The sequence below is a fragment of the Nostoc punctiforme PCC 73102 genome (assembly GCF_000020025.1).
GTDB classification, from domain to species: domain Bacteria; phylum Cyanobacteriota; class Cyanobacteriia; order Cyanobacteriales; family Nostocaceae; genus Nostoc; species Nostoc punctiforme.
The window spans coordinates 4,241,067-4,262,922 of sequence record NC_010628.1 but is presented as its reverse complement, the minus strand read 5'-3'; the positions used below and the strand labels follow the sequence as shown (position 1 = coordinate 4,262,922).

Sequence of the window (21,856 nt, the reverse complement as noted above, 5' to 3'; positions counted from 1 at the left end):
ATTGGCAAAGTGAAGATGAATTCCCTAAATAAACGGAGAAATGAATGATATGATCGGTAAAATAGAGCCACTAGGCACTAGCACAGGAAAGATACTATATAATAGTCATTGTCAAAATATTCTTGACCTCTCTGTAGCAGAGACTATGGAGATATTCAAGTCATCTGGAGTTATTCTATTTCGAGATTTTGGAGTAACTCCCAAGCAGATGAAAGATTTTTCAGAACAATTTAGTGGGAAGCATATTATAGATTTTACAAAAGTCAGCATTGATTCTGACAAGTATGTCAATTTTGTAGATGGCGGGATGGATGGTCTTATTCCTCATTGCGAAAATTCTTGTTTTCCCTTTCGACCTGATGTTATTTGGTTTTGCTGTACTGTACCAGCCGAACAAGAAGGCGAAACTTTATTTTGGGATGGTATCCGAGTGTGGGAGGAACTGAGTCAAGAATCGAAACAGTTATTTCTTTCCAAGCAACTAAAGTTTTCTTATAAAAATGTTCCGGTTGATATATTGAAAGGAATAATAGGTTCAAATGCTAATACTATAGATGATATCAAGCAAAGGTTAGACAGTGTTGATGGTGTAAGTTATCAGTTTAATGATGATAAAACTGTTTCTGTAGAATATACTTGTTCATCTGTAGTAAACAACAAATATAATCATCAAAATGCATTTGCAAACCACTTTTGGGTATATCAAAAAAGGACAGAAGAAGCAATTTTTGATGACGGTTCAAGAGCTTCTGATGAAGTCGCTGATGAAATAGAGAGAATCTTCGATAAGCTAACAGAAAAGATACCTTGGAAAGCAGGCGATCTGGTAATGATGGATAATTCAAGGTTTTTACACGGTCGTGGAGCCTTTACCGATAACCGACGGCAAGTCTTTACTACTTTAAGCAACCTTAAGTTTTGATAAATTGTTTCACCTTTAACTTGCATATTAACGCAAGTAGACCATTATTTATCATTAAATATGAAGCAAAGGAAAACCTTTTATGTCTTCGTCTTCAGCAACTAGCTATAACAAATTTGATGAACCATTTGCCCGAATATATAACGAAGCTTTGGGGCCAAGTTACAACAAAATAGCCTTGCCTACCCTAGAAAAATTACTATTACCTTACGTTCCAGAAGGAGCGAGTATCCTTGACCTCTGTTGTGGCACAGGGGAACTGTCACAATGGCTGCTAAATAAAGGCTATCAGGTAACTGGAATTGATCGCTCCCAGAGAATGTTGGAATATGCTCATCAGAATGCACCTAATTGCAAATTGATTCTTGGTGATGTACGCTTCTTTGAATTGCCGCCTATTTTCCATGCAGTTTCTTCAATGGGTTTGGGTTTTAATCACATTCTGAATTTGTCAGAATTAACAGCTACTTTCCATAATGTATATAGTACACTTCATAGCAACGGTATATTTATATTTGACTTACGTCTAGAAGAGGCATATAATTCTACTTTGAACGGTCGTATATTAGGTGATATTAAAGATGAATATGCTTGGGGTATGAAAAATATTTATTATCCAGAAACCAAAGAATGCCGAGTTTTTGTAACAACTTTTCAATTAAGAGAAATAGATTGCTGGAAACGCCTAGATACTAGTTTTTCAGTCATTGGTTATTCTAGGGCTGAAGTTCAGTCAACTTTAGAAAATGTTGGTTTCACAGAAGTTAGTGTATATGATTTTAAACTTGACTTAGCATTAATCGCAGAAGCAGATATGGTCTGCTTTGTTTGCCGTAAAACTAGCTAAGAAGTTAGGATAACTTTATTTTATTAAATGAATTCATCAGTAAATTCCTATTTAAAATAAATGTTCAATGCTTGGACAAAATCTTCTCAAATACTCCGCATTTTTCTCGTATGAAATATGTCAATTTTGGTAAAACTGGATTGAAAGTTTCGCGTTTGTGCCTCGGCACTCTGAGTTATGGTAGTCCTCAATGGGAAGAATGGATACTTCCAGAAGAAACGAGTCGTCCGTTCATCCAAAAAGCCCTAGAGTTGGGAATTAATTTTTTTGACACTGCTGATATGTACTCGCAGGGAGTTAGCGAACAAATCCTTGGCCGATCGCTCAAGGACTTTGCCAAAAGGGAGCAGGTTGTTATTGCCACCAAGGTTTACTATCCGATGGGGGATAGTCCAAATGACAAAGGCTTGTCTCGTAAGCACATCATGAACAGTATCGATGCCTCGTTACGACGATTACAGACAGATTATGTAGATATTTATCAGATTCATCGCTGGGACTACGAGACACCGATTGAGGAAACTCTTGCGGCACTGCATGATATTGTAAAGGCAGGTAAGGCTCGTTACATTGGGGCTTCTAGCATGTACGCTTGGCAGTTTGCTAAAGCGCTTTACTTGGCTGATATGCATGGTTGGACTCGTTTTGTTTCCATGCAGAATCTTTACAACTTGATTTACCGCGAAGAAGAGCGAGAGATGCTGCCGTTGTGTCAAACTGAGGGCATCGCGGTGATTCCGTGGAGTCCTATTGCACGAGGCTTTCTAGCTGGTAATCAGCCTCGGCATAGTCCTGCTAAGACTATTCGTGCTAGAACCGATTATCAACTCGACTATGAAGAGTTTGATTTTGAAATAGTTGACCGAGTTATGAATATAGCAAAGCAACGCGGTGTATCTGCTGCTCAGATTTCTCTAGCTTGGCTTCTACACCAACCAAGTGTTACTGCTCCCATTATTGGTGCCACAAAGATAGAGCACCTAGAAGAAGCTGTAGCTACATTAGATTTGGTTATGGATAACGACGAGCGCACCTTGCTAGAGCAGCCATACAAACCGCGTGCCATTTTTGGGCTTGACTAGAGGTTCAGAATCTGGGGAAAGCCAATTCATTAGATGGTAGAGCATAAAATCAAGACTGTGACAAATATACAACCTTCAATATTGCAGTCAGTTTATAAAAATACCTATTAAAGGTAAATAGACCAACTCATGCAAAAGAATATAAACAGAGGTATCACTATGGCAACAATGGGAAAATACTGTAAAGCTTACTCTCTCAAAAAATTACGTCAGTTCAGCCAGTGGACAGAACGTGTTGAAAATAGCAAAAAAGAAAAGAAACAAATCGGCAGTAAAGAAGTCGAAATCAATCGAGAACTAACTGATGACGACTTTCTTTATCTGCAAGAAACTTATGTAGTCACAGATGGTATTTTTCAGGATAAAAATATCATTTTTGATAACGTAACATCTGAATGGCAAGAGTTTTGTAGAAATACACTTTTATTCGATATTCCAGTTGACGAACCCGTGCAGGTTAAAGCATCAGTAGGTTAGCAAAAGAAGTGAGTCATAAAATGAGAAAATAAGAATACAAGAACTAAATTAACATCGTACAAGGCAAATCGCAGGAGATAAATTATGTATCAAGACGACAAAGAAGACACGACGATTTACAAAGTAGTAGTCAATCATGAGGAGCAATATTCCATTTGGCCTATTGACCGAGAAAACGCTCTTGGTTGGCGAGATGCAGGTCATAGTGGTCTAAAGGCGGAATGTCTTGAGTATATAAAGCAAGTATGGACGGACATGAGACCACTAAGTTTAAGGAAGAAGATGGAAGAAGCAGCTCATAGCCAGACATAACGCTACTGATTAGTAAGAGGTTTTAACTATAAGGAAGAATGCCTACCAAAGGCTCTCTATCGGGCTGTTTTATTCATGACAACAACACCAACATTGAACTTCTGCGTTACCTATCCCAAGCCAAATCCTCAAGCTTCGCTGCGTTTATTCTGCTTCCCATACGCAGGTGGTAGTTCTCTCATTTTTCGCACATGGTTAGACAGTCTACCCACAACTGTCGAAGTTTGTCCCATTGAACTACCTGGACGAGGTATGCAAATGAGGACAGCCCTATTCTCGCAGTTAGAACCCCTTATCAGTGCGATCGCTCCAGTCCTGCTTCCACATTTAGATAAACCATTCGCCTTCTTCGGTCATAGTATGGGAGCGATCGTCAGCTTTGAACTAGCCCGTTTACTTCGCAAACAGTACAGTTTGTCACCCATACACTTGTTTGTTTCGGGTCGCCACGCTCCGCAAATTCCCGATCCAGATCCACCCATCCATGCTCTAAGCGAACCTGCTTTCAAAGAAGAACTACGCCGTCTGAATGGGACTCCTGAAGCAGTGCTAGAAAACGCCGAACTGATGCAACTTCTTGTTCCGATTCTTCGTGCAGACTTTGCGGTTCTGGAAACTTATGTGTACACTACCGAATCACCACTTAACTGCCCCATCACCGCTTTTGGTGGTTTACAGGATCGCAAGGTTAGTTACGATGAACTCCAAGCTTGGCAGGAGCAGACAAATGCTGCATTCTTATTACAAATGTTTCCTGGGAACCATTTTTTCCTGCACTCAGCCCAATCACTCCTGCTAGAGTCTTTGTCTCAAGAATTGTGGCAAATTACCAGCGAGATACAGTTGCTCCCTTAATCCTTTGCCTCACTTCTGAAATCTAAACCAGGTTATTATGAGCTATTTACATAAAGGTTTCAAAAAAAAATTATTTCGACTTTTAGCTTTTATACTTGGTATTTTATTTACTTTCGTTGTTGGAAGCTACACTCCTGCACAGGTCACAAAATCCACTGAAATACTCTGGGATACCTATGGCATACCTCACATATATGGCAAGGATGTCCCAAGTGCATTTCAAGCCTTCGGTTGGGCGCAGATGCAAAGTCATGGTAACTTGCTTTTGCGACTTTATGGTCAAGCACGTGGACGTGCTGCCGAATATTGGGGAGAGAAATATTTAGAATCAGACCGTTGGGTACAGACTATGGGAGTTCCAGAACGCGCTCGTTCTTGGTACACTTCTCAAAGTCCAGCTTTTCGTAGCTACCTGAATGCCTTTGCTGCTGGAATTAATGCTTATGCTCGGGAGCATGGCGAACTGATTGATGATGAAGTAGAAGTAGTGTTGCCAGTCAAAGCAGAAGATGTTCTGGCTCACTTACATCGAGTTCTGCATTTTACTTTTATTGTTAGCCCAGAAGAGGTTGCAGCAAGTGTTGCAGGGGATATTCAGCATGAGCCAAAAGCAGGGTCTAATGGTTGGGCGATCGCTCCATCACATTCTGCAAATGGCAAAGCGATGCTGCTTGCAAACCCACACTTGCCTTGGGCGGATTTATACTTATGGTACGAAGCCCAACTGACTGCTCCAGGTATTGATGCTTACGGAGCAACACTTGTGGGAATTCCTGTGTTGGCGATCGCATTTAACAATAATTTGGGCTGGACTCATACCGTCAACACTTTCGATGGCTGGGATGCTTACGAACTTAAATTAGTTGACAATGGTTATCGCTTCGATGGCAAAGTTCGTCCCTTCGAGACCACAACCCTTTCTTTGAAGGTAAAACAAGAAGACGGCACAATACGCAACCAACCTCTAGTTGTAAAACGTTCTATCCACGGACCAGTGCTGACAGAGAAAGGCGGTAAAGCTATAGCACTACGCGTTGTCGGTCTCGATCGACCAAAGGTACTTGAACAGTGGTGGGATATGGCGCGCTCCCAAAATTTGAAACAATTTCAAACCGTACTCCAGCGCTTGCAATTGCCAATGTTCACGGTGATGTATGCAGATAGAAATGGGAATATCATGCACCATTTCAACGGTAATGTTCCAGTTCGTTCTCAAGGTAATTTTGAATACTGGGAAAGGATTATTTCTGGTGATACTTCCAAGACATTATGGACGAAAATCCATCCTTATAAAGATTTACCACGCATTATCAACCCGAAAAGCGGATGGTTGCAAAATACCAACGACCCGCCTTGGACAACGACGTTTCCTGCTGCTATTAAAGCAGATAGTTACCCTTCTTACATGGCACCTCGTTCCCCGTATTTTCCGATGAATTTTCGGACAGAGCGTTCTCTAAAAATGCTCTTTGAGGATGAGAAAATCTCCTTTGATGAAATGGTGCAATACAAACATTCGACCCGCATGGAACTAGCCGATCGCATCTTGGATGACTTAATCCCGGCAGCACGCAAGCAAGGAAGTTCCTTAGCGCGGCTAGCTGCTGATACCCTAGAAGCCTGGGATCGGCAAGCCAATGCAGATAGCAAGGGTGCGGTACTCTTTGCCGCTTGGGCAGAACAGATGAACTGGGATAAAGGGTTTAGCAAACCTTGGAGTGAAAAATCTCCATTCACCACACCAGACGGTTTAGCCGATCCATCTAGTGCAGTCGCAATACTAGAAGCTGCTGCTACCAAAGTTGAAAAAGCATACGGGACAATAGATGTGGCATGGGGAGATGTTTTTCGGGTAGCGATCGGCAATAAGGATTTGCCTGCTAATGGTGGCGTTGGAGAACTTGGTATTTTCCGCGTTCTCAATTTTGTTCCGGGATCGCAAAGTCGCTTTCAAGCAGTTGCTGGTGATTCGTTCGTCGCTGCGATTGAGTTTTCTCAACCAGTAAAGGCAATGGCACTCATTAGCTACGGCAATGCTACTCAACCAGGTTCGCCCCATCTTAGCGATCAGTTACAGCTGTTCACTCTCAAACATTTGCGTCCAGTTTGGCATCAGCGCTCAGATATCCTAGCTCATTTAGAAGAGCGCAAGGTGTTCTAAAGTCAATACATTGGCAAATAAGGGTAGTCCTAAACAGGAAAAGATGAGCAGATAGGGGTACAGCCGGGAAGTAGAGGTATACCATTGAGAGTCGAATGGCAGTAAGAAAAGCTCTAAGCTATGTGGGATAGGCGCTACAGCTATTGAAGGGTGAAGGTCTTGGTATGGGGCAGGCAATTATCTTTGATGCAGTACTGCGATCGCTGTGCCTGACAGAAGCAGTGCAAAGATGTACAAGTTGTTCAAAAATTTTTTAGAGATAGGAAAAGCTTACTCGTTCATGAAATACTTTCATTGATACGAATAAGCCAACAACATAAATCTACTGTGACACTACGAGTACAAATTCTCTCTTGATAAATTTGGTCAAAGCTTGGGATTACCTTTTAAAGAGCTATTACCAACAAGTGTAATTGAGCAAGCCATGAAGGAACTAAAAATTAGATATTATCGACAATTGTTTGACCCAATAGTAACGATTTGGGCGTTTTTGTCTCAGGTTTTGGATACTGATAAAAGTTGTCACAATACAGTAAGTAAAGTCATTTCTTATTTGGCTGGACAAGAAGTAGAACTTCCATCAACAGATACAAGTTCTTATTGTCAAGCTCGAAAAACGTCCATGCGTAAAGGTAAAATTGTTGGAAGTTGTGACAAGCTGGTAACTTGGTATAAGCCTGAAAAATGTCCAAAGGGATTGAGTAAAGATGAATTTTATGCTCTACCTTTAACCATAAATCTACGAGAAATTTATTATTACATTGTTGTTCCTGGCTTTCGTACTGAACAAGTTAGTTTAATTACTACTCTCTTAGATATAACAACTTATTCAACTCTGGATATTGTTGGGCTTTACGGTAAACGTTGGGATGTTGAAATAGATTTGAGACATCTAAAAACTACTCTGGGAATGGATGTTTTACGCTGTAAAACTCCTTCAATGGTACGCAAAGAAATTTATGTTTATTTGCTTGCTTACAATCTACTTCGTGGTTTGATGTGGTCGTCAGGTACTACTTACCGTACTCCTCCATTGCGCCTATCACTGCAAGCTACTTGCCATCATTTAAATAACTTTATTCCCGAATTGTTAGCCGCAACTTCAACAAAACGTCTTCAAATTTATTGCAATGCAACTTAAAGTTATCGCTCACAAGGCTGTTCCCGACCGTCCTGCGAGAAATGAACCACGAGTCCGTAAACGTCGCCCGAAAGCTTACCCCTTAATGAGCAAACCCCGGCATGAATTACGCAAACAATTGCAAACTGCTTAAACCGCAAGTGTTTCGGCTTTTCAAGCGTGCCATTCGGCATATATACGGAAAGCCTTATACTGAACCAATACCTTAGCCAAAATAAGAGGATGAAGAGAGAGGGCTGATGTAGTAGAGTTATTGTCTCTCACAACGACAACTCAAAACCACAATCAGCCCATGTCCGACATCCTATCACTGTTACAGTGCCTCTTGCCGCAGATAAACGCTACAACGATGCAGCAATTAAACCAGATAATCCTGGCTATGTTAGCAATGAGCGGCCGAGTCACGATGTTGGGGATTTCTCGTTGGACAGGACTGGTGGTAGTTATCGGACGATGTTAAGGTTCTTTCATACAGTAATACCTTGGGCTCCATTGTTTTGGCTATTTTTCCGCAAGCATTTGTTCCGTGCGAATGAGGTATATTTGCTAGCAGGAGATGAAGTTGTAGTCAGTAAGGCAGGCAAAAAAACTTATGGGTTGGATAGATTTTTTTCTAGTCTAGTAAATAAACCGATATCAGGACTATCTTTTTTTGCATTATCATTAGTAAGTGTTCAAGAAAGACACTCATTTCCGATTTTAATAGAACAGGTGATTAAAAGCGATGTAGAAAAAAATAGCTCATCATCAACTCCAGAAGTAAAACTTAAAGCTCAACGTAAACGTGGACGACCAAAAGGGAGTAAGAACAAAAATAAAACAGAAGTAATTCTCACATCTGAATTACTAAGAATTAAGAAGATGATTAATGAGTTAGTCCAGTTGATAGCTAACTTTATCCCCCTAACTTACTTAGTTTTAGATGGTCATTTTGGGAACAATAATGCCTTGCAGATGGCACGTCTTGTTAACTTGCACATAATTTCCAAATTGCACCATGATTCGGCACTATACATACCTTACCAAAACCCTGACCCTAATCGTCGCTCTCGTCGTAAATACGGTGAAGCAGCCCTGAAGACGGGTTTCCCGTCGCAGGGGACTGCTGAACCCGAAGGGCGACAAGCTGGATTATTGTAATATACCTGACGCATATTTGTGTAAAAGTACCATTGACGAGGATATCAAAACTGATATTTATCAATGCACTCTCCTTCACAAGGAATTTGCTCAAGCACTAAATATAGTTATTTTAGTCAAAACCAATCTCAAAACTAATGCTCGTAGTCATGTAATTCTATTTTCTAGTGACCTAAAATTGTCATACGAAAAGACAATCGACTACTACAAACTGCGCTTTCAAATCGAGTTTAACTTTCGAGATGCCAAACAAACAGTTTTGGGGATTGGAAGATTTTATGAACCTGAGCCAAGCTGCCGTGACTAATGCTGCTAACTTGGCATTCTTTATGGTCAACTTATCCCATCATCTTCTATCTGATTTTCGTCAACATAATCCCGACTCCGGCATTATTGATCTTAAGGCTTACTACCGTGGTCTTCGATATGTTCGTGAAATGTTAAAAATGCTTCCAGAAACCCCTGAGCCTATTTTATTAACCAAGATTTTTGTCAAGCTTACTGCTTTAGGACGTATTCATCCCGTTTCTGGTGGCGTTGAACCCTCGTAAATTGGCAGAGGTATTGCTGAACCACAATTAATCTCTGAAGTCCTTTTGAGAAAATGAAGGACATAATTTACCCCAACTAGTAGTCTGCCAAGCTAACTTTGCTATGTTAAATTTGGATATAAACGCTCCATTTTTCGGCGAGCATCTTTGGTTTGAAAACCCCAATAAACACTAGCTTTTTGCTGATTACGTTTTTTCTCCCAAGCGGCAATCTCAGAAGTTAATGTTTCTGCATTAGGAATACGCCGTTCTAAACATTGGCGAGATAAAACAGATAATTCGATTTCTACCTGATTCAGCCCTTCGGGTTCGCCAGTTGCTTCAAGTCGGGGAACCCGCCCAACGCACTGGCTCACCAAGAAGCGTGTTTAGGAGTATAGTGAAACTCTAACTTTTGAATAATTCGACGTGCTTCTTCTGGTGGAAAAACTTCATATAATGCATTGGGTGTATGAATATTCAAGTTATCAACTACTAAACGAATAACATCGGCATCTCGGTAGGAAACATCTACTAAATTTTTCATTTGTTTAGCAAAATCGGCTTTAGTTCGACGTTCTGTAACTTCGATATGCCGCCATCCAGCCAAGGGTTGAAAACATGCGAATAAATTTACTGTCCCGTTACGTTTATACTCAAAATCATAACGTTCAGGTTGCTCTGGCTGTGGTGGCAAAGGAAGTCTTACTTCTTCTACTAATTGGTATGGACGTTCATCAAAGCAGACTACAGGGCGTTTAGGATCATAAGGCTCATTGTATAAATCCAGCACATCTTCCATTCGGAAAACATATTCTGCGTTAACTTCAGGAATACACCATTGTTCTTTCAACCAAGGCTTAATTTCATTTTTTTTAAAGTTTGACGTACTGTTTCATCTGAGATTGAATCTATGATACCAACGTTCACTAAATGATCTGCTAATAATTGCATTGTCCAACGCACTCTTCCTTCTGGCGGATTAGAACAAGCTGTTGCAATCAAAAATGCTTCTTGCTTTTCATCTAATTTTTTATGTTTTGGTGGATGAACTTCATCCTTTAAAGCAAAATCTAACCCTCCAATGACAAATTTTTCTCGTATTCGTTGCACTGTTGCAACATGCGCTCTAACTATGCTAGCGATCGCTTGATCCGTTTCTCCTTCGGAAGCCATCAAAAGAATGTTTGCACGGCTTATGGTTCTTGCCTTATGCTTACCTTTCTTAATTATCGATTGCAGTTGGGAAACTTCATCTTCATTCAAGTCAACAATGTACTTTTTTGCCATGTTACACCCCGTTTTTGGCTATTTTACCAATTAGAGGTTTTACTTAGCAAAGTTACCTTGGTAGACTACTAGTGTATCTAGTGCGATCGCTCTCGTTTTGGAAAATGCCAGATGATAGCCCTGGTGATGCGTGTTTGTATTTCATCATTGACTCTGCGACTGGTCTGATTTTGTATGTGGGGGAAACCAGCCGCAGTAACAAGCGGTGGAAAGAGATACACGCCTGCAAAGATTACATTGCCAGCTACCAAGATTTACCTATGCTGCTGGAACAGCCAGTTGCGGATGCCTTCAATCGTGTAGGCGACGCGCCAGGTGTTACGGTGCCCTGCCGCACCAGCGGTGCTTTGCCCCGGAGGAATCACTGTGCCTTGTCGGAAAGCGACATAATAAATATTGCTGTCCGGCCCCGCTTGGAGCAGGGCCGCCACGTCACGCTTGAACTGTGCGCCACTGGTGTTGCCGTCCCACACGGCACGGGTCACTCTCGCGCCGTGTTTTTCCAGTTCAGCGGTGATAGCATTCATGCCAGGGTAGGCTTTGTCGTCATCTTGAGAGACTACGATCCACAGCTTGTTTTTCGCCATCGGTGCAACTTTGGTCGCATCCCACTGACCGGCGACAAGTAATGAAGCTGCGAACAACTTGGGGTGCAAGATGTTCAGAGCGATAGCCGTCATGCATCCCCCGGACTGGCCTGTGCTATACAAGCGGTTCCCGTCGATGCTGTATCGCTTTTGCAAATCTTGTATCAGCCGGACAGTAACATCTGCGTAATCAGAGGTTTGGGAGCTATCGTTGGCAAGCGCCACGGGATACTGCGGAGCCAAGACGAACGCCGGGTGTTTGGCCTGCTCCTCAGAACTGGCCCAAACGGTCGCGCCCAAACCCTGCACCAATGTCGTATAGGGGTTGATATTGGTGACACCCAAATCATGCATGAACAGCACCATCGGGTATTTCGTGTTCGGAGCGTAGTTTTTGGGAATGAAAAGGTTATACGTGAGAACCAAGCCTGTCACTGGATCGGTGAACTTGAACTGCTGAAAATCATCCACGATCAAGTTCATTTGTCGGGTGTTCGAGATGAGTTTAGTGGTCGGGGCATACCATAGTCCAGATGCTGTTTGGACTCTTGCCGTCTGATTTACGGTAACGGATGCCTGGCGCAGCACCGGGCCTTGAGGGTTGTAAGTAGGGGCGTTGTCATCGGCTGTATCCAGTTCGATGACGACAAAGTTTCCATCTCTGCCCACAAGTGATTTTTCGGGGCGAGCATTGGCATACACTCGTATGATATTACGCCCGGAGACAGTAAAGGCAGTAGTCGAGAGGCTGCTGTTTTTGATCGGCATATCATAGTCGACGATAACAGACGTGAGACGCTGCCCATCACCAAAGACCTCAGTTACGGCAGTCGCGGCTTTAATGTGTTCGCTGTAGAAAACGGTGTCCTGCATCCCAGGGCCACCGAGGGCCTTCTGTTCGCCTGTTAGAACGCTTTTAATCTCATTCAAATCAGCATCTGCAAATTCTTTATCAATAGTCTGTGTGATTGCATTGACCAGGTTAGAATTTGGTTGACTGGCTGTTGTTTTTTGAGCCGGAACTGGTAGGAAGCTTACACCCAAAACTGTTAAGCTTGCTATCATCCCAAGCAATATTTGTCTCTTCATTAATTACTCACCTTTCTAATTTCAGGCTAAATATAGTTTCTGGTTGGGAGCAAAGCCTTGCCTCGATGTCAGTAGCAGCAAGCTTTGCTACAAATTTCTTCAATCCGTTGAACCATATATTTATATTCATATTAAATAAATTGTCAGTATAAGCATATTCCTTAGTCTAGTAGATGCAGATGGTAACGAACTAGAGGAATACAAGGTAAGTTTCCCAAGTTGGCTAAGACCAGAGATATTTACAAACGCTTCAATGGTCAACCTATTATTTTTAAGGATTAATTATGGCTACAGATTTCATGAAGCTAACTGATTTACTTAATCAATCATAATTAATTTTAAAGCAAATCAAACAGCATCCCGACTACAAAAAGGTAAAATATTCACCAGATTTTACAGTTGCAGACGCGATTGCAGCTTTAGAAGAACTACGAACAGTGATACAATAATGAAACCAGGGTACATTTATTTAATTCATAGTGTAGGCACCTATAGATACAAAATAGGGCTAACTGTAGCACCACGGACACCAGAGGAAAGATTAAAAGAACTGAATAGCCGTCAAAGTCCCTACCCGTTGAAACTCATTCATTCTGTATTTGTTACTGACGTTTACAAAGTAGAGAAAGAGATTCATCAAGCTTGTAAGTCATTTAATGTTTATAGGGAGTGGTTTGAATTTACAAAGAACGCATATTTGCAACAAGTTATTCAGTTAATGGAGCGTAGTAATGTAGCGCAAATACCAAATAATAATCATCAGGATTACGGTCAAAATCATCAAAAACTAAGTGTTTCTTTGCCTATAATTCCTAGAGATATTGAACGTGCAAGTCAAGAGAGAGAGGAAATCCCAAAATATTTAATATCCAGACGATATGAACCCCACAATCGGTTGAGACAAGGCATAGTCGGGGAGAAAAACAAGAAGAAGAAAATTAAGAAAAGGGAACCTACTGTTTTAGGTAAAGTTTTCAATAATAATTTTTTATTTTTAGTAGCAATAGTCATTTGTATTATTTTATTTTTATATGTTGTGAGTATATTGATTTAAAAGGATGCGATGGCGTAACCGCCTGCCGTAGGCGATCGCAGCAATTAACATGGTTTTCACTGAAGCTAAAAGGCATCTCAGCTTTATGCTTGCTATTGCTGCTGTTTCCTCTCTTGAAAATTTTGATCTATGTCAAACTTAATCGACGCTCAACCATTGCCATGTAAAACTATCTGTAATGATTGTGCCTTTCATGTTTTAGAGGGCGTTGTGCAATGTATTCACCCCGATGAAGCAGGTGTTAATTGTGCTACTGTAAATTTCTGCAATTCATTCCAACCGATGCAGGAAGTTGATAGTCCTTGTGTGACATACGGCAACGATCAGGAATAACGGCTTCTGGTTAGATGTCGCTTTAAGTGCGATCGCCGCCACCGAAGTGATCGCCTACGGCGGGCGGTTACGTTATCGCACACTCCTCTTTCAAAGTTTGTCCCTGCTTTTCTGCCTTGACATCAATACCTCTATCAAAGTCGCACGATCAGAGTTAAACGACTCTAAAAGTTGTACTAAAGCTTCTTCTACAATCACTTCTGTATAAGGAGCATTAGCTTTTCCTAGCTCTAACTGGAGTGTAAGGTGCAGTTTGTCTAGCTGATGCAGCACCTCTTCACTGATTTGAAATGTAGATTTACGCAATGAAATTTTTTCTACGTTGACTTGTTGACTTGTTAAAAAGTTAGCTTTCTCGCTTGTTGAATTACTGTTTGGTTGAATGATTGGTGTGCTATCTGGCTGACTTGTTGAAGCTAGGGTGTTGACTTTGGGTGTTTTGAGATGATATTTATTCATACATAATACATGTCTCAAAATCTCCCCAAAAAATTGGTGGTTAATGAAAGAATTAAAAAGTTCGTCCAGCCGATTAGTTCGTCTGTTTAAACAAAGTCGGGAGAATTGGAAAGAAACAGCACTTGAAAGACAACAAAAGTTAAGAGCGCTAGAAATAAAAATTAGGGATTTATCGCTTTCACGGGAGAATTGGAAAAAGCGTACCATGAAAGCAGAAAAAGAATTACGTATTATAAGCACCAACTCAGTTGATGCACAAAAAAAGGGGAAGAAGTTTCCGAAAAAATAGAGACGCTGAAAGCTGTTGGGCATAATTACAACATTCAAATAATACAAAAAGCAGTACAACAAACAGTTGATTCTGGAAGTAGCTTACGAGGAGTTGAGAAAAACCTGAAGTTTGACGCATCAGAGTCGGAAATTTCTACTCCGCATTTTAGTAGTGTAAGGAATTGGTTAGGACGAATTGGGTTGTACGAGCTTCAAAGAATAAAAGAATATCGAACTGATTGGGTTTTTATTATTGACCTAACAGTAGAACTAGGTAAACAAAAATGCTTGGTAATTATAGGAGTTTCTCAACAATACCTGGAATCAACCGTTTTTCCAGAAAAACGAGGGCTAAAACACCATGATGTTCAACTCTTAGCCCTGGAAATTATGGACTCTACCAGAGGAGAACTTATCGAACAAAAGCTTTGTGAGCTGACTGATATGGTTGGTTGCCCAATACAAATAATAGCAGATCATGGCAGTGACCTCGAAAAAGGAATTAAACTGTACTCTTCAAAACACCCCTCTGTTATTTATACTTATGATGTAACCCATGCAATGGCTTTATTACTGAAACATGAGCTAGCCACCTCAGAAAAATATCAGTCTTTCATCCAAAAATGTAACCAGTGCCTACATCAACTTCAACAAACAGAGTTATCATTTATTTCCCCTCCATCTCAACGCTCTAGATGTCGTTATTTAAATATTGAAAAGTTAATTAATTGGGCACAAAAGCTTTTGAATTGCCCCATCGAAACTTTATTAAAATTAGCACCAACTAGTGACCCAGAAAGCCTTAATCAAAAACTAATTAGGAAATTTGGTTGGTGAAGAGACTATCAACAGGAACTTTGTATTTGGGAGCAAATGCTTTTGATGACTAGGACAATAGAAGCTCAACTTAAAATCAACGGAATTAACCAACAATCGAGAATTGAGTTTGAGAATAAGCAATTTCCAACCTCAACTAATATTATTTCGGCTTTTCGACACAATATTCTTGAATATATTACAGTTGAAAGTTCTCAAATTCCTCTAGAAAAGACTTTTTTGGCGACTTCCGATATAATCGAATCTATTTTTGGTAAATACAAACATTTTTCTTCTAGATGTCCTTTCAAACAGATAGGTCAGATGATTCTAAATATTTCTTTATGTACTATGAATTTTACTAGTCTGATGGTTAAGGAGGCATTAGAAACTGTTCGCTATCTTGACCTTAAGGCTTGGTCATCTCAAGTTTTTGGTCAGTCCACACTCTCAAAAAGAAAAATTGTATTTTCGACCTCAATTGACGACACAGTAATTGTATGAAGTTTTTTTAGCAATTTCCCTACAAAGTCAACACCCTATGTTGAAGCGTCAAATGTATATTCACTCTTGGATTGCTGCCTTGTTGACTTGTCAGCTTCTTGACTAGTTGACACTTTATCTTGATGACTTGTTGACTTGTCAGATTTTCGACTTGTTAGTAATTTATCTGGTTGACTGGTTAACTTGTCAGCTTCTTGACTAGTTGACCTGAAGGGGCGACATGAAGCTTATACAGTCAGCTTTATAGGCTTCATGTCGCCCCTTCAGCATACTCAGTAACTACATTACCAATAGTCATGCAGATTTTTTTAAATCAAATGATTTAATCTTTGCTGATTTATTAGGATTTTTAATTATGTATTGTTTCTTTATTTATTCGTTTCAAATGAAGTAATTTATTGGAGCTAATCTACCTATTTAGGGTCAATATCAACTACTAATTAACTCAAGTAACTAACCTATTAAGTATGTCTAAGTTAGCTTTCACTTTAAAAGTATCAACAGGAGCAGTTATACTGCTTACCCTTTGCGTAACTAGTGCAAATAGCACCACAATTTCTGAAGGTTTTGAGAGTGGTACAAAAACAAGTTATGCAGATGCTGATGTTAATCTCAGCACAGGCTTATGGAATTTGAATGATGCTCTAATTGGTGATCTCAGCACTGACAGAAAAAATGGTGCAAAGTCTGCCCGCATTCGTAATAGTGGTAGAGTGACGATGCGATTTGATCGCACTACAGGTGCAGGCTCTATTACTATCAAATACGCTAAGTTTGGTACTGACGCTAATACTACTTGGGGTGTTTGGTGTTCAACTAACAGTGGCTCTTCATGGATACAAATCGGCTCCACTGTCAATACCACTTCTACAGCCTTGCAAACAGCGACTTTTACACCCAACATCTCTGGTAGTGTTCGCTGTGAAATTCGTAAGACTGATGGAACTGCAAACCGAACCAACATTGATGACATCATAATTAATGATTATGGTTCTTCCGGTTCCACTTCTCCTTCTCTACCAGCCGGTTCTGTACCTTTGTTTGACGATATCAACAACCCTGTATCCGGGTTAGCCTATGGTAGCCCGGCTGATGTTACACCGAGCGCCCCAGCCCTCAATAGCTTTGACACAGCAGTAGTCAATCTTTGCAGCGTTCCAGGTACTGTTGTCAGTCGCACTGGCTTCCAGTCTATGATGCAGAATAACCCTACTGTCTTGGCAAATATCAAAGCATACGTGGGAGGATATCTCAAAGTAGGTCGTACTTCAGATACTGATTTCTTGAACGATTTAACCAATCTTTGGTTTAATGTCGCAGGTTTTGACCATGTATTCTGTGGAGAACCAGTTCAAGGAGGCTCTATTGGTGGGCTACATTTTGTTGGTCGTTATGTGGAACTGCAAAATAAGGGTTTAGCTGGACGACTGAATAATAATACGTTTAGGGAAGAAGTTGTTCCCAACACAGTCTACACAATGGGTGTTGTCATGAAGGTAGGTACTGGCACTGCTCAGTCTACTATCAAAGGTTATCCTTACACCCTCAATGCTGAAGAAATTTTGTCAAACGCATCTTTAGGTTACAAGAACAACCCCAACACTAGCACCACTAACCAAGCATGTCTTCTGGGCATCACAGATGAGAATAGAACTTTTCAAGCCGTATTTGTCAGAAGACAAGGCGGTATCCGTACTTTTTATCCCGATGCTACTCCTGACGCTACCCCCAACTGTATCCAGTAATAGGACTAATGCAGTGATAGAAAATCAGTATTTTGGATGACGAGGGCTATAAGAGTATAGGCTTGTGCCGTGAGCGTCAGCCGAATGAGGTGTGGAGGCGTAAATGTTCAAAACCCTTACACCCTTAAACTCTTACCCTCCTTACACCCAATCTACTATTTGCCGACATCACCGCCCACAGACTACAACGTTTTTGACACTGCGATATTGAAAACGGCTCATCAAGTCCTAGCGCGTAGCTTTCGGAATTACTGCTCAGAGAGAAGGCGTGTGTTCCGGGTCTGGTAACTCTGGTAACTCAATCCCTCGGAAGAGCAATGCTTCAACTATCTGAGATACAGATTTATTTCCCAGATTTTTCAGTGTTCGCAAGCCTGTGACACCATATTTATTTAAATCTTCTATTGTGTTAACTTTTGCATCTTTAAGCGCCGTATAAGTATTTCTTTTCAAATTCAATGACTCAATACTGTTTTCATCAACAACGCCATTCGGTTTATTATCCCCATTTATTTCCTCTACGGGATGTACATTACTGTTGGCAACCTCTACAAGCTGATTATCTGGCGAGATTGAGTCTACGCTTTCAGGGATGCTAATTTTGTCAACACTGTCTACATTGGCATCAACAACGCCATTCGGTTTATTATCCCCATTTATTTCCTCTACGAGATGTACATTACTATTGGCAACCTCTACAAGCTGATTATCTGGCGAGATTGAGTCTACGCTTTCAGGGATGCTAATTTTGTCAACACTGTCTACATTGTCATCAATAACGCCATTCGGTTTATTGTCCTCAAGTATTTCTAGAACTCTATCTATTTTTGCTAGTTGCTCATAAACAGTATTTACACTCACGGTTGGTTCTACACCAGCATCAACAGAGGCTAACCAGTCATTTTTGATTAGGTTGGATAACTCTGACTTTATATGGTTAGGCTTCAATCTGCCTTCTGTAATTAACTTTTCGACAACCGAATGTGGCACACGGAAGCTTACAATAGGCGATTCCTTGGTTTTTTTCCCCATATCTTTCCACTTTGTCAACAGCGTACACAGTAAATTTACCACTTTGTATACATTGTTGACAATGTGGAAAAGTCATCAGAATCAGCCCAGAACTATGCAAATTTTCTTGTGTATGTTTCAGTACCTAAAACTTTTTGTTTAAAAGAATACTAGCAAACCAGGAGTAATCAAGTGTAACAATTATTCAGTTACGTCAAACTCATCACTTATTAGCGCCTTAAAGCTCTGTGTTAACTGATGCCAGAGTAACTCAATTTCCTCATAGCATTTCTGTGAAGAAATTTTCCCCGAAGTCTGTAGATTAGAGAGATGACAGACACGTTCAGAAAATTCTTGAAGATTAGCATTGAATAAAAATTTTTGAGGCGTGTACTTTCCAAGATATCGATAGCGCTGGTAGATAAAATTGTTATTGTCTATCTGATTGTCGTTATCCATATTCAAAAAAATCTTCTTAGTACAAATCTAGACTTATTTATTTCACGTTGCTTTTACATTTACATCTACATTTAGTATTAAAATACCCGTTTTGGAATCAGAATCACTTAGTTTGACAATTATTCACTTGATTATCTTTGTAAATAGGACCTTGTTCTGAAGTTTCCAAATCCTGACATGGACTGAAAAATGCCGAATCACTGCGATTTTACTCGAATCTCAGAGATAATTGAACTAGCAGGAAACTGTTCATATAATGACTCTGCAAGTTTGGTATTCACTTTTTCAAATATTTTTTTAAACTTCATAGTTTCTTGAGGTGTTAATTGAAATTCGGCTAAATCAACAATTGCTGACCCTTGAAGGATTACTACATCATTCAAGTCAGGAACTTCTATAGCTATAAAAATTTCTTCTAGAGCTTCTAAATCTTTGGAAACATTATTCATAAACAGTCTTTCTCCTACCCATCTTTACTATTATGGATCAACTCCAATCACCTCTTAATTTTAAAATCCTTTTCTCAATTTTAGTCTAAAATTGCTCGGACCTGAGCGATTACTGCATCACAATCAATAGGCTTTTGGATAAATCCATCAATCTTTATATCAAGAGCCTTCTGAGCATCATCTTCAGCGATACCTGTCACCAACAAAATAGGAATAAATTTAAATTTAGTCGATTGTCGGATGCGTCTAACAACTTCAAATCCATCCATTAAACGCATCTGAACATCTAGTATTAGCAGGTCAGTTGGGTTAGGTTTGTTTCAAGAAAGGCTAGCACCTCTGCTCCCGAATCAACAATTTCAATCTGGCATGACTCTGCTTCTAGAATCGTTTTCATAAGAATTGAGTTATCAGCCACATCATCACAAATCAATATACGTTTAATAACACCATCCATCGTTCACAGACAAAATATCTTTATCCTCTAGCTGCTTGGTCATCAGCATCAAAAAGATTTGTATCTCCTTTGATTACTGAATTCCTCGGACAATTATTTGCTAAGAAATTTATATAAGAAAATTTAGTCAAACAAATCAATCTGTAGAATATACTCTACAAATCTGTATAATTCTTTTTTAGCTAACAAATTACTTCTCTAGATAGAAGAAGTTTGTTGAATATTATACGGGGGGTATATCGCTCAAATAAAAGATTTACTGACTAGTTTTGTGGCGATGAATTGCGTGCGACTACAGTTAAAATTTTACAAATCACCCCAATCAAAATTCAGGAAGCGTCGAGCATTCAGCAAGGTATATTTTTCAGTGTGTTTGATATCACGGTGTCCCAGGAAGTCTTGAATTTCCCTAGTGTTGTAACCGTGATTCACCAGATAGTAACCGCAGGCATGGCGCATCATGTGACAGTGAACTTTGATATCAAGCCCAGCCTGTGCTGCCAATCGCCCAATCAGCTTTCGCACCGCAGAGACGTGGACATCACCTCACCCCAATCAAAACGCATTGAATAGAGATGCGATTATCAGTTAATTTCATTACTCATCAATTGTGTTCCACTTGATACCAGAAAAACGTTTGGAATTTACTTTGGTATATTTTTCGGTGTGGCGTATATCTCTATGTCCTAAAAATTCCTGAATAAATCTAGTACTATGCCCCTCATTCACAAGGTAGTAACCGCAAGCATGGCGTAACTGGTGCGGGTGGATTTTAATGTTTAATTCTGCGACTTCCCCCAACCTGGTCAACAATCTTTGTACCGCAGCCGGGGTTAACCTCTCCCCCCTTTCCCCAATAAAAACGTAATTGCCACCAATATTTAATTCCTTTAATTGTTTCAATGCCTCGATTTCATCCACAGGCAACGGATGAACCCCGCTATCACTCCCTTTTTTGCGCGTGATAAAAATCTCCTCATCCAGAAATGAAATCGCATCCCATCGCAAATCGCAAGCCTCCGACACCCGCAGCCCGTGGCGAAATATTAACAGTACCAAGGCATAGTTCCTCACCTTGTACCGCCCGTAAACTTTTGCCCCTCGTAGAATGCTATTTACCTCACGTACTGTAAGATATTCCCGTGACCTGTAATCCTCATTCTTACGACGTACCAGCATTTTTACCAATCTCTACTGTTCGTATTAAGCCGCTAAATACCAACAGTTCTCATCGTCCCAAACCCTGATTCTGTCGTGAATAACCACCCCGAAAATTACTTCAGTTAAGTCACGCTTATCATTCACACCCCTGAAAATCCCAATTTCACCCCCATTGATAAGTTTGGCAAATATCTATCCTTTCTCTGTACAAGGCTTGGGGGTTACTCCTTATAGTGGCGACTTTGGCTGATTTTTAGCACTACCTTTGGAATAGCTGCGCTTTGGCGCTCCCCACGTCAGCGCGATGGCGTAACCGCCCATCTACGGTGGTGAACGCTTACTCTGGTCGGGCATTGATATCAGAGTTGATATCATTTTTGGCACATGTTGGCGAAAAAACGGATAATTCGACTTACTTTTTCTCTTTGAGGCTATCGTACAAGTCCACCCAATTTTGATGAAGAGAGTCGATGCAGGAAGTTAAGTGATCGATTTGAGTTCTTCTAGCGACGGAGAGGACAGCATCAATATGAGCAGGGCTTCCAGCCTTACCCAAATGCTTATATTTGCTCAATTTGTTGGGTTGAGTTGTGGAAAAAATTGGTTTGGTAGCGTGTAATTTATAGTATCAATAAGCTTGTTTTTTCTGCTCAAGCGGACATGATATATAAATTGGCAACATTTTCGGGACATAAATATTTTAGT

At 40.4% G+C, this 21,856-nt stretch carries 24 protein-coding genes and 3 pseudogenes; 16 read left to right on the top strand and 11 right to left on the bottom strand.

Annotation, left to right across the window (positions count from 1 at the left end; translation table 11 throughout):
- The first annotated feature begins 40 nt into the window (after positions 1-40).
- From NPUN_RS17315 to NPUN_RS17275, 10 genes and pseudogenes are all read left to right on the top strand, one after another.
- Positions 41-922 carry a TauD/TfdA dioxygenase family protein gene (locus NPUN_RS17315; protein ID WP_234710940.1) on the top strand — a complete coding sequence of 294 codons (882 nt, stop codon included), beginning with the start codon at positions 41-43 and terminating at the stop codon, positions 920-922.
- An 82-nt stretch (positions 923-1,004) separates the two neighbouring features.
- On the top strand, positions 1,005-1,769 hold the full coding sequence (locus tag NPUN_RS17310) for a class I SAM-dependent DNA methyltransferase (RefSeq protein WP_012409808.1): 765 nt from the start codon (positions 1,005-1,007) through the stop codon (positions 1,767-1,769).
- A gap of 110 nt (positions 1,770-1,879) precedes the next feature.
- The gene (locus NPUN_RS17305) at positions 1,880-2,851 is read left to right on the top strand and encodes an aldo/keto reductase (protein WP_012409807.1); all 972 of its coding nucleotides are present in this window, start codon (positions 1,880-1,882) and stop codon (positions 2,849-2,851) included.
- Positions 2,852-3,010: 159 nt separating this feature from the next.
- On the top strand, positions 3,011-3,328 hold the full coding sequence (locus NPUN_RS17300) for a hypothetical protein (RefSeq protein ID WP_012409806.1): 318 nt from the start codon (positions 3,011-3,013) through the stop codon (positions 3,326-3,328).
- An 84-nt stretch (positions 3,329-3,412) separates the two neighbouring features.
- Positions 3,413-3,640, top strand: coding sequence for an MbtH family protein (locus NPUN_RS17295; RefSeq protein ID WP_012409805.1), 228 nt, complete (start codon positions 3,413-3,415; stop codon positions 3,638-3,640).
- A gap of 75 nt (positions 3,641-3,715) precedes the next feature.
- Positions 3,716-4,495: a thioesterase II family protein gene (locus tag NPUN_RS17290; protein ID WP_012409804.1), complete on the top strand. Its 780-nt coding sequence runs from the start codon at positions 3,716-3,718 to the stop codon at positions 4,493-4,495.
- A gap of 37 nt (positions 4,496-4,532) precedes the next feature.
- Positions 4,533-6,656: an acylase gene (locus NPUN_RS17285; RefSeq protein ID WP_012409803.1), complete on the top strand. Its 2,124-nt coding sequence runs from the start codon at positions 4,533-4,535 to the stop codon at positions 6,654-6,656.
- A gap of 373 nt (positions 6,657-7,029) precedes the next feature.
- Positions 7,030-7,797, top strand: a complete 768-nt coding sequence (locus tag NPUN_RS17280) for a transposase (protein ID WP_052304607.1) — start codon at positions 7,030-7,032, stop codon at positions 7,795-7,797.
- Positions 7,787-7,930: a hypothetical protein gene (locus NPUN_RS43405; RefSeq protein ID WP_234710939.1), complete on the top strand. Its 144-nt coding sequence runs from the start codon at positions 7,787-7,789 to the stop codon at positions 7,928-7,930. Before NPUN_RS17280 ends, NPUN_RS43405 begins: the two co-directional genes overlap by 11 nt.
- 159 nt (positions 7,931-8,089) lie before the next feature.
- A pseudogene (locus tag NPUN_RS17275) lies at positions 8,090-9,488 on the top strand (transposase).
- Between the two features lie 101 nt (positions 9,489-9,589).
- Here NPUN_RS17275 and NPUN_RS40120 read toward each other — a convergent pair.
- The 3 genes and pseudogenes from NPUN_RS40120 to NPUN_RS41995 form a co-directional block, all read right to left on the bottom strand.
- A pseudogene (locus tag NPUN_RS40120) lies at positions 9,590-10,757 on the bottom strand (IS630 family transposase).
- A 77-nt stretch (positions 10,758-10,834) separates the two neighbouring features.
- On the bottom strand, positions 10,835-11,008 hold the full coding sequence (locus NPUN_RS42000; protein WP_167315643.1) for a hypothetical protein: 174 nt from the start codon (positions 11,006-11,008) through the stop codon (positions 10,835-10,837).
- Positions 11,009-11,011: 3 nt separating this feature from the next.
- Entirely contained in the window at positions 11,012-12,433 is a 1,422-nt protein-coding gene (locus NPUN_RS41995) for a hypothetical protein (protein WP_012409802.1), read from the bottom strand.
- 448 nt (positions 12,434-12,881) lie between these two features.
- Between NPUN_RS41995 and NPUN_RS17255 the strand changes: the two genes are divergently transcribed.
- Complete coding sequence (locus NPUN_RS17255) at positions 12,882-13,487, top strand: GIY-YIG nuclease family protein (RefSeq protein WP_012409801.1); 606 nt, start codon at positions 12,882-12,884, stop codon at positions 13,485-13,487.
- Between the two features lie 129 nt (positions 13,488-13,616).
- Complete coding sequence (locus NPUN_RS39205) at positions 13,617-13,820, top strand: hypothetical protein (RefSeq protein WP_012409800.1); 204 nt, start codon at positions 13,617-13,619, stop codon at positions 13,818-13,820.
- Between the two features lie 90 nt (positions 13,821-13,910).
- Here NPUN_RS39205 and NPUN_RS17250 read toward each other — a convergent pair whose 3' ends face one another.
- Positions 13,911-14,279, bottom strand: a complete 369-nt coding sequence (locus NPUN_RS17250) for a hypothetical protein (protein WP_083782412.1) — start codon at positions 14,277-14,279, stop codon at positions 13,911-13,913.
- Positions 14,280-14,322: 43 nt separating this feature from the next.
- On the opposite strand from NPUN_RS17250, the gene NPUN_RS17245 reads away from it, so the two are divergent.
- The 4 genes from NPUN_RS17245 (at position 14,323) to NPUN_RS17230 (ending at position 17,614) form a co-directional block, all read left to right on the top strand.
- Positions 14,323-14,568: a hypothetical protein gene (locus NPUN_RS17245; protein ID WP_041565481.1), complete on the top strand. Its 246-nt coding sequence runs from the start codon at positions 14,323-14,325 to the stop codon at positions 14,566-14,568.
- Between the two features lie 182 nt (positions 14,569-14,750).
- Positions 14,751-15,386, top strand: coding sequence for a hypothetical protein (locus NPUN_RS43400; protein ID WP_041565480.1), 636 nt, complete (start codon positions 14,751-14,753; stop codon positions 15,384-15,386).
- A gap of 45 nt (positions 15,387-15,431) precedes the next feature.
- The gene (locus NPUN_RS43395; protein ID WP_041565479.1) at positions 15,432-15,869 is read left to right on the top strand and encodes a hypothetical protein; all 438 of its coding nucleotides are present in this window, start codon (positions 15,432-15,434) and stop codon (positions 15,867-15,869) included.
- Between the two features lie 467 nt (positions 15,870-16,336).
- Complete coding sequence (locus NPUN_RS17230; RefSeq protein ID WP_012409798.1) at positions 16,337-17,614, top strand: EndoU domain-containing protein; 1,278 nt, start codon at positions 16,337-16,339, stop codon at positions 17,612-17,614.
- Positions 17,615-17,869: 255 nt separating this feature from the next.
- Here NPUN_RS17230 and NPUN_RS17225 read toward each other — a convergent pair whose 3' ends face one another.
- The 7 genes and pseudogenes from NPUN_RS17225 to NPUN_RS44850 all read right to left on the bottom strand — a co-directional run.
- On the bottom strand, positions 17,870-18,664 hold the full coding sequence (locus NPUN_RS17225) for a DNA-directed RNA polymerase subunit alpha C-terminal domain-containing protein (protein ID WP_167315642.1): 795 nt from the start codon (positions 18,662-18,664) through the stop codon (positions 17,870-17,872).
- Positions 18,665-18,826: 162 nt separating this feature from the next.
- Positions 18,827-19,084, bottom strand: a complete 258-nt coding sequence (locus NPUN_RS17220) for a DUF7219 family protein (RefSeq protein WP_041565478.1) — start codon at positions 19,082-19,084, stop codon at positions 18,827-18,829.
- Positions 19,085-19,281: 197 nt separating this feature from the next.
- A complete protein-coding gene (locus tag NPUN_RS17215) occupies positions 19,282-19,533 on the bottom strand; it encodes a hypothetical protein (protein WP_012409795.1) in 252 nt (83 codons plus the stop codon).
- Positions 19,534-19,613: 80 nt separating this feature from the next.
- Entirely contained in the window at positions 19,614-19,802 is a 189-nt protein-coding gene (locus NPUN_RS43390; protein ID WP_234710938.1) for a response regulator, read from the bottom strand.
- A gap of 494 nt (positions 19,803-20,296) precedes the next feature.
- Positions 20,297-20,515: a tyrosine-type recombinase/integrase gene (locus tag NPUN_RS17205; RefSeq protein ID WP_272913917.1), complete on the bottom strand. Its 219-nt coding sequence runs from the start codon at positions 20,513-20,515 to the stop codon at positions 20,297-20,299.
- 72 nt (positions 20,516-20,587) lie between these two features.
- Positions 20,588-21,169 (bottom strand): tyrosine-type recombinase/integrase, encoded by a 582-nt coding sequence (locus NPUN_RS17200; protein ID WP_012409794.1) that lies wholly within the window; start codon positions 21,167-21,169, stop codon positions 20,588-20,590.
- Positions 21,170-21,563: 394 nt separating this feature from the next.
- A pseudogene (locus NPUN_RS44850) lies at positions 21,564-21,779 on the bottom strand (hypothetical protein); the annotation flags it as partial.
- Between the last annotated feature and the right edge of the window lie 77 nt (positions 21,780-21,856).